General features: G+C 69.5%; 8 protein-coding genes. 2 read left to right on the top strand and 6 right to left on the bottom strand.

Going from position 1 to position 9,476, the window contains the following annotated elements; genetic code table 11:
* Positions 1–349: hypothetical protein (locus tag ABZ833_RS41805; RefSeq protein WP_361058564.1), on the top strand; the 349-nt coding region annotated here is incomplete at its 5' end.
* A gap of 240 nt (positions 350–589) precedes the next feature.
* Here ABZ833_RS41805 and ABZ833_RS41800 read toward each other — a convergent pair.
* The gene (locus ABZ833_RS41800; RefSeq protein WP_361058562.1) at positions 590–1,018 is read right to left on the bottom strand and encodes a hypothetical protein; all 429 of its coding nucleotides are present in this window, start codon (positions 1,016–1,018) and stop codon (positions 590–592) included.
* A 105-nt stretch (positions 1,019–1,123) separates the two neighbouring features.
* The gene (locus tag ABZ833_RS41795; protein ID WP_361058560.1) at positions 1,124–2,677 is read right to left on the bottom strand and encodes a replication-relaxation family protein; all 1,554 of its coding nucleotides are present in this window, start codon (positions 2,675–2,677) and stop codon (positions 1,124–1,126) included.
* Between the two features lie 193 nt (positions 2,678–2,870).
* Here ABZ833_RS41795 and ABZ833_RS41790 point away from each other — a divergent pair, with 193 nt between their 5' ends.
* Positions 2,871–3,560: a DUF3223 domain-containing protein gene (locus ABZ833_RS41790; RefSeq protein ID WP_361058558.1), complete on the top strand. Its 690-nt coding sequence runs from the start codon at positions 2,871–2,873 to the stop codon at positions 3,558–3,560.
* Between the two features lie 1,235 nt (positions 3,561–4,795).
* On the opposite strand, the gene ABZ833_RS41785 is transcribed toward ABZ833_RS41790, so the two are convergent.
* The 4 genes from ABZ833_RS41785 to ABZ833_RS41770 all read right to left on the bottom strand — a co-directional run bounded on the left by ABZ833_RS41785 (position 4,796) and on the right by ABZ833_RS41770 (position 9,210).
* Positions 4,796–4,996, bottom strand: coding sequence for a hypothetical protein (locus ABZ833_RS41785; RefSeq protein ID WP_361058556.1), 201 nt, complete (start codon positions 4,994–4,996; stop codon positions 4,796–4,798).
* Between the two features lie 188 nt (positions 4,997–5,184).
* Positions 5,185–7,032 carry a MobF family relaxase gene (mobF, locus tag ABZ833_RS41780; protein WP_361058555.1) on the bottom strand — a complete coding sequence of 616 codons (1,848 nt, stop codon included), beginning with the start codon at positions 7,030–7,032 and terminating at the stop codon, positions 5,185–5,187.
* Positions 7,033–7,381: 349 nt separating this feature from the next.
* Entirely contained in the window at positions 7,382–8,050 is a 669-nt protein-coding gene (locus ABZ833_RS41775; RefSeq protein ID WP_361058581.1) for an HNH endonuclease family protein, read from the bottom strand.
* A gap of 119 nt (positions 8,051–8,169) precedes the next feature.
* On the bottom strand, positions 8,170–9,210 hold the full coding sequence (locus ABZ833_RS41770) for a hypothetical protein (RefSeq protein ID WP_361058553.1): 1,041 nt from the start codon (positions 9,208–9,210) through the stop codon (positions 8,170–8,172).
* Between the last annotated feature and the right edge of the window lie 266 nt (positions 9,211–9,476).

The raw sequence follows: 9,476 nt of genomic DNA, 5'->3' as shown, positions 1-9,476 counted from the left end.
TACGCCGCAGATGACCGCGCTGGAACAGCTCCTCGCAGCGATGCCCAAGGTCACCCCCACAGTCCTGGGCATACAACAGGAGGCCGCCAAAACCATCGCTGCCAGCCTCCCCAAACTCGACTCCTCAGGCCTCCTGAAGACGCCGCAGATGACCGCGCTGGAACAGCTCCTCGCAGCGATGCCCAAGGTCACCCCCACAGTCCTGGGCATACAACAGGAGGCCGCCAAAACCATCGCAAGTCTGAGAAGCGCGCCGTCCAGCCACACAGACGAATCGCCCCACGACGAAGCAGACGATGACGAGACATCGGAGACGACAGACACCCACGAAGGTGAGAGCGCGGACTGAACCCAGCGGGGGCCGTGGCGCCTAGCCGTGTCATCGTGGCCAACGGTGTTGTCGTCGGGGCCTGGCCGGGGTGTGGGCGAGGAAGCGGGCGTAGCCGCGATCAGCACGTTCCAGCAGAGCCGAGAAGGCAGGGGCCGCGGAGAAGCGGAGCCACAACGGTCCGATTCGCGATCGGCAGACCGTCCCACCAGCAGCTGAGCTGAACCGCGCTCCACTAACTGGGAAAGAACAGCCTCTTCTTCACAAGGAAGAAGAGGTGTCAGCTTCGCCGTCGCGGTAGTGCAGGCGCAGGCCTTCGCGGCTCGCGTCGCACAGGATGGCGTGGGCCTTCTGCATGAGCGTCATGTAGAGCTGCGGGACCGGCGCCTGGACCAGTTCGTTGATGACGGCTTCATAGTCGATGCCGAGGTCTCCCCAGTCCTTGCCCTGTTTATCGAGCCAGAGGGTGACGTCGGATAAGAAGACGGCCTTGCCCGGCCCGTCGGCGGGGTCGCGGGCCAGACCGGTCGCAAGGTCCAGCGCGGTGCCGGCGCCCTTGCTGACGAGGCTGCGGGGGATCATCTGCGGGGCGATGGCCAGGGCGCACTCTCCCCAGCCGTCGTGGGTCTCGGTCGGCCAGGGCAGCCCCAGCACGAGCCATCCGTCCGGTACCAGCAGCGAGTTGCTCACCGTGTTCTTACCCCTCGGTGGTGATGGTCGGTGTCCTGGTCGATCTTTCCGTTCCGTCACGGCAGCGGACAAGGCGCCCTCCGGCCGGAGGCACAAGCCGCCCGGCTACCGGCGGCGGCCGATCCCGAACCGGCTGCGGGGCTTCACGGCCGGCGCTTCGGCGGCCGCGCGTTCGGCTTCCTCCGCCTGGCGGCGCGCGACGCGCTCAGCCTCCGCGCGGCCAGCGGCCTGTGTCGCGCACAGCCCGCACAGGTCGTCCCACTTCCCCGGCCACGAGGACCGCTTCACCAGCTGCCAGCGTTCGTCGGTGAACCCCTCTCCGCAGCGCGTGCACACCGGCCGCTGTGCCTCCCGCTCCGCGGCCTCACGCTCCTCCTGGCGGCGCTTGGCTTCCTTCCACTGCACGGCGTACAGGCGGTCGCCGTCCGGGTTGTCCAGGGCCTCGGTGAGGGTCTGCCACTCATCGCGCCTGAGCCGCCGCCACACCTTCCCGGCGGCCCCGGCCGGGTCGGCGGTGATCCGCTCCAGCTCGGTGACGACCACGGGCACTGCCTGGTGGTAGTCGACGGCCGTGATGCCCGCGCCCCGGCCCGGGTACGGCTCCCCCGCGAAGTAGCGGCGGGTGGCCTGCTCCAGGCGCTGCATCCGGCTCGCACGCTGCGCTGCGGTCTTCCCGGTGAACACGAATGCCACCGGCACATAGCCCTCGCGGCCGGTCGCCGGGTAGATCCGCGACCACAGCCGGAAGTCGTGGACCGCCGCGCGCCGGGCGGCCTTCGCCTTGGTCGCATCCGCCTTCGGCGTCAGGAGACCGAACCACTCGGTGTACCGGCGCAGCTTGTCCACCAGTTCGTCGACGGGCTCGGTGACGCGGTCGACCTCCAGGAGCATCACGGGCACTGACGCGTCCGGGGCGCGCATCGTCAGGTCGGCGTACTGGGTGTAGCCGTACGGGAGCTTGTGGGCGATCTCGGTCTGCCAGGACAGCGGGGTGCCGTACCCGGCCCCGGTGAGCACGGCGGCGGTCGAGGTGACGGCGGCGGCGTGTTCGTCGTAGCCGCCGGATTCCACCGGTTGGCCTTCGTCGTCGAACTCCAGCTTGCGCAACGCGGAGACCCGCACCGTCTTCGGCAGCAGCAACTTGGCTTCCTTGTGGCCCTTCTCGGTGAGCACCCACAGCTGGTGTCCCGACTCCAATCGCGTCTCCGCCCGCACCAGGCCCGAGTCCTTCAACGCGTTCAGGGTGTCCCTGGTGATCCGGTCGTGCCGGTCTGCGGGGCGCAGCATCCGCCAGAGCTGATCAGCCGTAGCGCGCTGGAAGAGGCCCAGAGCCCTCAGCACTTCCTTCCTTCGCACTCCGGTCGGCTGCCAGACCTGTGTCGACCTAGGAGGGTTGTCGAACGCGTCGCGGGACCTTGACTTACGGGGCTGACCTGCGCCAACGCGTCCGGCGGGCGAAGTGGCCGTGGAGGGGGCGATGGAGGGGCCTATGGAGGGGGCCTGCGGGACCTGGTCCACGTCGTCGGAGGGCTGGCGGCCACGGGCGGCGCGGTGCTCGTGGGCGGGGTCGGGCGTGAGTTCGGCGGGCACGGTGTCCTCGGTTTCTCCGGCCTGCGGGCCGGGTCGGCAGTCGTCCGGCCCGCACGCGGATCTGCGCACGAGCCGGAGCCACCGTGAGGAAGCACCCCTTGACCGCGGTCTGACGACCACCGACAACACGCGCCCGATTTCTCCTTGACCGCCCCCTTGCAGTCCGTGTTTGTCCGTGACCGGAGTCACGATCGGCTCCCTGTCCCCCGGCAGGCTGACAGCAAGAGTGAAGCTCCGTCCGGACCGGGAGATGTGCTCTAGCGTGAGCGCTCCCGTCACCCGCTCGGCAGAGGAGTTGAAGGTGCCCGAGGTCTGGATCGGCCCGCGCCGCTACACGACGAAGAAGGCCCGGCAGGAGGCCGTGCAGGCGATCCTGGGCCGCTACGGCATCGGGCAGGCCGTCGACCAGGAGGACGACGACCTGCTGCTGCGGGACCTGCTCGACATGCACCCCGACGCGGCGGACAAGGTCGGCCCGGGGGTGGACCGCTTCCGCGTCATCGCCACACCACGCGGTCACCACAAAGGCCCGGAGGCGGTCCTGGTCGACGGCAGCAAGATCGCCTTCTCGTACCAGAAGTGCCTGGACGCACCCACGCACCGCCAGCGTGTCCTGGCCGCGATGCGCACCGAGATCCAGCCGCAGGTCAACACGTACTACGAATCCCGCAAGGCATCCCACACGCTCGTGTCCGACGAAAGCGGCCAGGACTTGGCCCCCGACGACACGCACGTCTCGTACTTCCGCGGCCCACGCTTCCACGACATCGCGCTGGAGTTCGTCCAGGCCGCCGACGGCTTCGACGCCGTCGACCTGACCGCCGACACGACGCGAGGCCTAGCCCTGTTCACCGACCGCGCCCTGGCGGAGCGCTGGCACGCCCACCACCAGGAGCACGCCGTGCTCGGGCTGCTGTCGGCCAAGGAGAACCTGCGGCGCCCGCGCGTGTAATCCCCCACCCGCGCTCCCCCGCGCACAGACGTGATGCCGGGCATCGTGGCGGCGCGCATCGGGTGCGCTCGGTGCGCTTCGGCACCGCACCTCGGTGGGCTCCAGTGTGGTGCGGTGCGGACGGAGTCCACCGTGCGATGGGCTCCACCACGTCCGATCACGTGGAAAATACCCCAGCGAACAGGCTGCCAGCCGCTTCGCCTGTGACCACGGTGCTCGTGGCAAGTTGAGAGCACATGGATCAAACTCATCCTGCCCCGCCCTCATCACGTGAGTGGCAAGCCGCGCTCAACATGCTGCGCGCCGTTGAGGAGACGCTGGCAGGCTCTATCGACTCAGGAACCCTCGAAGCTCATGACCAGCAGGCGATCGGGATGCCTTCTGCCCTCAAGGGCTCGATGCCCGGAGGTGTGCGGGTAGAAGGTGCCCTGCACGCGGTGACGGCGGCGCGCTGGCTCATCCAGCAGGCAGTCCTAGGAAAGGATCTCCCCGGATCGGCTCTGACGCGGGCACAGACGAAGCTCGGAATGGCCGCAGGGTATGTAGCCACCGCATCCGCCATGGAACTCTCAGCTCGCCTGGCAACACGAGACAGGGCGCCCAGCAGCGCTTCCCCAGTGGCACCGGCTGCAGGTGCAACTGCCCCGCAGCACGCCTGCGTCGCGTGCGGAGAGTGCGGCCGGTGTTCCTGCCGCGCACCGGCGGGGCCGGGAGAGTGCGAGCTGTGCCAGACGATCAGGCGTGCGCGGCTTCAGGCGGCGGAGGACATTGCCCGCTACAAGGGCCGGGTCGCGAACGGTCACGTTTACGTGCTGACCACAAACCGCCTGCACCGGTGGGACTGCAGGAGCCTGCCCAGTGTGGAGAGTTGCTCGGCACAACTCGACTTCTTGATCAGGCGTGTTCGTAGGAGCGGGAACGAGAACGAAGCTCGCCATCTCGCCTGGCCCTCTCTCCCGGCCCTCCTGACCACGCAGGAGGTGCGGACGAGCGGGACCCGCCGCCGTAGTTGCGGAATCTGCAGCCCTGACCCGCTGGGGGCCGTTTGAGGTCCCACTCGACGGCGTGCGGGAGTGGCGGCCACCGCCCCGAGCACACCGGACGCCGGGATGTTCTGCACCGTGGTGCGCGTGGAGCGGTCCATCACCCGCACCGTGCGCACCGGATGCCGGAACGGCCCGAGTCCCGCATGCGGGCTGATCGTTCGATTCCGGCCCCGGCACGGGTATCCGCACCTACCACTGATGTCGTCGGCACAGTCGCGCGATGAACCGCGGGTTCGGCCGGCCGCCGGGGTACTGCCGTGATGAGCGGCGCCTGATGAGCTGCGGCTCCGGCGAGGGGTACAGCGCCGATCGCAGCCGACTCGCGTCGGCGATCTGCTCCAGGCGCTCCCGGAGCTCCAGCGAGAGGTGGAGCTTCGCGGGTTCAATCATGTCGGCCTCCGGACGCGGACGTTGGTCTGCGCACCCTCGCCCCTCCCCGTCACCTCCAGGACGTGCGCGACGGCTGCATCTCGACAGATGGCGCAGCGACTTCATCCCCCCCTCCCGCAGGGCGGAGTCCGGCAACTGGCCCGGCATCACAACGGCGTACGCGCCGCCACCCACGAACGTCTGGTCTGTCACTGCTCGGGGCCCGCTCCCCTGCCCTGGCCTGGCTGCGCCGGGGGGTGCTGCTGCTGGCGGCCCGGGTCGGCGGCCGGGGCCTGCTGCACCTGGTCCGTCTGGTCCGCCTGTTCTTCGACCGTGCGGCCGCGGGCCTCGGCCGCGTGGGTGAGCGCGGCGATACGGTCGAGGTTGCGCGGCGAGGTCATCCACGTCGCGGGGTCCGTCGTACGGCCCTCCAGGTACTCCTGCGGCATCGCGGCCTGCTGGTGAGCTTGGACGGCAGCGGCCCGCTGCGCCGGAGTTCGAGCGATGTCCCGGCCCGGGTAGTCGACGGCATGCGGCGCGGCCTGGTCGTGGTGGTGGTCGCTGGCGGGCGGGGTGGTGAGGGCGGCGCGGATCGCGTTCTGCAGGGCGAGGCTGGCGACCCGGGCCCGCTCGTAGCGGGACGACTCCCGCGGCGGCTTCCCATCGGTGCCCGCGATCCACCAGCGGACGGGCCAGGCGAAGTCAGCGGTGTAGGTGAGCTGATCCGGGGCCGGGGTCCGCCGGCCCTTTTGGGGCACGGTGAGCTGACGGCCATAGCGCTCCAGGGCCTTGTTGGCGATGTGGCTGTCGATGCCGGGCACGTAGGCGCAGCCGCGCAGGGTCTCCAGCAGATGCCGGCGCGCTTCGGCCAGGACGTGGCGGCGGGTGAACATGCCGCGCACGGTGAAGACGACCGCGGCGACGTCGACGATGGCGAGCGCGGTGTCCACGCGCGGGGCCACCCGGGCCCGGATCGCCGCCCCGGCCGCCTGGCACCGCTGAAGCAGCCCGTCGACCATCCGCTGCCCGAATTTCAGGAGCGCGGAGACGCGCCACCATGCGAGCAGCTGATCCAGCGGGCGCGGGGCCTTCTTGTCCGGGCGGGTCTCCTGTGCCGCCCACCACGCCAGGCTGTGGCGGGCGCGCTCACCGGGCAGCCGCCCGTGCTTCTGGATGTACTCGTCGGTGACGCCCTCCAGAACGTCCTCGATCCGCCGGCGGCGGGTGGAGGACCAGTCGATGAGGTCCTGGTCGACCCCGGCTATCTCCATCACCGGGCGCAGGCCCGGCGTCACCTCCCGGGGCACGGCCGCCAGCCCGAGCTCCTCGCACACCTCGGTGGTCATCTGAAGGGTGTAGAGCGTCCCGGCCGCCACGACGTGCTGGTACAGCCGGACCGTGTCCAGCGCGTACCAGGAGCCGTCCGGGCGCTGCACCCGATTCGCGATCAGGCAGTGCTCGTGCAGGAGGGGGAAGCCGTTCCTGTTGTCGAAGTGGCGGAACGCTGCGATGACCAGGGCCGGGGCTTTCGCGCGTTGGCGGCCGGACGCCCACCGGGTCTCCGCGACCTCGTCCTCCAGCCAGCGAAGGGTCGCGGCGACGGCCTGCTCGTGTGCCCTCTCGATGACCCGGCGCGTCCCTTCATCCCCCAGCGCCCACAGCACGACCAGCGACGCCTGCGGCCGGAACACGAAGTCCAGGGCGAGGAGCGGTGTCTGCTTGCGCTGCTCGATCTCCTCGATCGGCTGCCCCAGCACGGTCAGTCGACGTGCCGTGGCCGCGTCGACGCCGTCGTCCAGAAGGCGCTCGATGCGGTCGGCGTCGGGGTGCCGGCCCTGCCCGAACAGCAGCTCCAGCTGACGCTCAGACGCCTCCGCGCCCTCGGTGAGCCCGAGCGCACTCAGGCCGCGCCCCAGCCACCTTCCCGGCGGAAGCCTGGCCATCTCCTGGGCGTCCTTCAACGACTGGCCGACCGGGCGGCGGCCGTCCCCGAACGCGACTCCGCGTATGTAGTACCGCCACGCGTTACGCCTCTGGACCTTCGCGACACTGAGCATCCCCACAGCGGACACCAGCTCTGACCTGCAAAAAAGCGCGATCCCGTGGGGTGGGCGAGTTCACCGGAATTTCACGGCCGATCCCGTACGGCGGGCGCTTTGGGCGGCATCGCGCCCGCACCGCGGTCACTACCGGGGCTATGCAAATGCTGCGCGGCGCCGTTCCAGAATTCTGGAACGGCGCCGCGCAACCAGCTGTCAACTGAGGGCGGACGCTGCCCCGCTCCTCCACCAGGCAGGAGTGCCTTGGGCGCCCGGGAGCCGTCTGACGGCCAGCCAGGCGGCCGCGGCCACCCGCCGGTTCGGTTCACTGGCCGCCCGTCCGGGCGCGGCCCCGGCGGTCTGCGTTCTACACAGCGGTGTAGGTGACAGCGGTGTCCTTGCACTGGCCGGAGGCGAAGACGGCGATGGCGTCGAGCTCGGCGGGGTCGGCGGCAAGGTTCCACCGCAGCTTGGTGGCCGCCCACTCCGCGGTGTAGCGGCAGTGCGCGGCGGGCAGCGGCGGCAGCCACTGGGACGGGTCCTGGTCTGCCTTGGAGCGGTTGGTGCGGGCGGTGACAGCCACCAGGGAGGCAGGGGCGCCCAGGTCGTTGGCGTAGGCCTCGCGGCGGGCCGGGCTCCAGGTGGAGGCGCCGGAGTCCCAGGCCTCGGCGAGCGGGACCATGTGGTCGACGTCGAGCGCCTTGGCGTCCTCGACTTCCTGGGCGTCGTAGTAGGAGAGCCATTCGCCGCCGGTGAGCTTGCAGTTCGCGCCGACGGACGGCGCCTCGCTGGCTTCGGCGATCAGTACTTCGGCGCGGGTGTTGCAGCCGTCGGACTTCACCTCACCGGCATTCCAGTGCTTGAACGCGGTGCGGGTGTAGCCCTCGCGGCGTTCCTCGGCGACAGGAATGCGGTGCACGGCGTCGGCCAGGGTCGTGGTCTCGGTGGGGTCGGCAGCCTGCGCCGGTGCAGGGGCGAGAAGGGGGGCCAGGGAAAGACTGAGCGCGGCGAGGCCGCGAACGAAGTTCTTGATCACCCCGGCAGGATCATCGCTGGCGCGCGCGCTGACCGGGCCCTCGGCGGACACCTCATCCGGGTGGGGGAAAAGGTTCACCGAAGAAACGTTGTGCCGCCGTACGCTCGGCGGTCCCTCCCTCACTCGGCCCCTGCCCAGCGGGCAGAAGATGTCTGGACTGCAGCTCGGCTGGTAGCCAGCAGGAAGTTCACGCGTGTGTTGATTCCTGCCGCCATCGCTTTGTACTTCGGGTTCGACCAGAACGAGTCGTGGTTGCAAGTCGCGAACCGAAGCTCGATCAGACCAGTTCGGTCAGTGTCATCCAGGCGGACCCAGTTCTTCATTTTGTCGGGGTCATAGATGTTGTCGAGATGGCGGGCGGGAGCGATCGGCAGGCCGAACTCGGGGTCCATCAGCGCATCGACCAACTCGGCCTGGCGGTACGGGGCGCCGGGGCGGTGGTCGAGATTGAGGCACCAACGCACCGGGCCGAGCCCGTCGTATCCGCGGATCCCAAGGCCTTTGTAGCCATAGACGAAGTCAGCGGGCACGAGCGTATGGAAGAGCCCTAGGCGCCTCAGCAGTCCGCTGCTGCACCAGGCCCCGGCCTGAAAGTTCCGCGTCCACTCCCCCGTATTCCAGCGTTGCTCAAAGGCCAGTTCCTCAGCCGACCACTCCGCCATCACGGATGGTCCCCGCCAGAGCGGCCGCCAGGCGAGGTCGACGAGGATGTCCAGCGCGTCCGACTCCACCCGCTTCCACTCCCCCTGCGACAGGCCGGAAAGCCACACCGATGTCTGCCGGCCCAACTGATGGATCTCGATGGCCTTCGCAGTGCGCTGTCGGATCCGGAGCCCGGGGAGCCCGTGCACCTCGCCGCCCGGTTCGTAAGAGGGGAGGATCGTGCGGAGAAACTTGTCGGCGCGTTCCCGGCTCTCCACCTCAAGCTGGATGCTGTCGGTACCTGGCTGTACCTGGCGGATGCCGAAAGTGAACTGGGTGAAGGCACCGTTGGAATCAAGTAGCTGGTGAAGGACGTCGGCCTCGAAGTTTCGCTGCTCGGGCGGAGCGGTCGGGATCGGCGGCTGGCCGGGGCAGAGTGCCGAGCGTGCTTGGGCGTACGTCTCGTTCGTGTACTGGCGACGCCGTTGGGCGAGCTTGCTGATCCGGTCACGACGCATCAGGAGGGTCCTGTTCCCCGCACCGTTCGGCCCTGCCGGTACGGCGAGAGAGCGAGCCGTTCCCGTGTGACTGCTTGGTGTGATTCAGCGGCGTGAAGCTGGCCTCCTTGGCTCCCTCTCCAGGACACCGTTTGGGCCGAAGCGTCCAAGGGAGCGCGGCCCAACCGTGGCCGCTTCCAGGCAGCTTAAACAGGGCGAGGGCGCCATTGCGCTCTGTACCTCTTCTGGGCGTGTCAGGGTCCGAGGTGCTTCGAGAGACGGACTCT

Source organism: Streptomyces sp. NPDC047525 (assembly GCF_040643025.1).
GTDB classification, from domain to species: domain Bacteria; phylum Actinomycetota; class Actinomycetes; order Streptomycetales; family Streptomycetaceae; genus Streptomyces; species Streptomyces durmitorensis.
The sequence above is the reverse complement of the archived record's forward strand: the minus strand, read 5'-3'. Positions and strand labels throughout refer to the sequence as shown.

Excerpts from the sequence above, each read along its gene's own strand:
- ABZ833_RS41785 (WP_361058556.1), bottom strand. The coding sequence starts at position 4,996 with ATGATTGAACCCGCGAAGCTCCACCTCTCGCTGGAGCTCCGGGAGCGC.
- mobF (WP_361058555.1), bottom strand. The coding sequence starts at position 7,032 with ATGCTCAGTGTCGCGAAGGTCCAGAGGCGTAACGCGTGGCGGTACTAC.
- ABZ833_RS41770 (WP_361058553.1), bottom strand. The coding sequence starts at position 9,210 with ATGCGTCGTGACCGGATCAGCAAGCTCGCCCAACGGCGTCGCCAGTAC.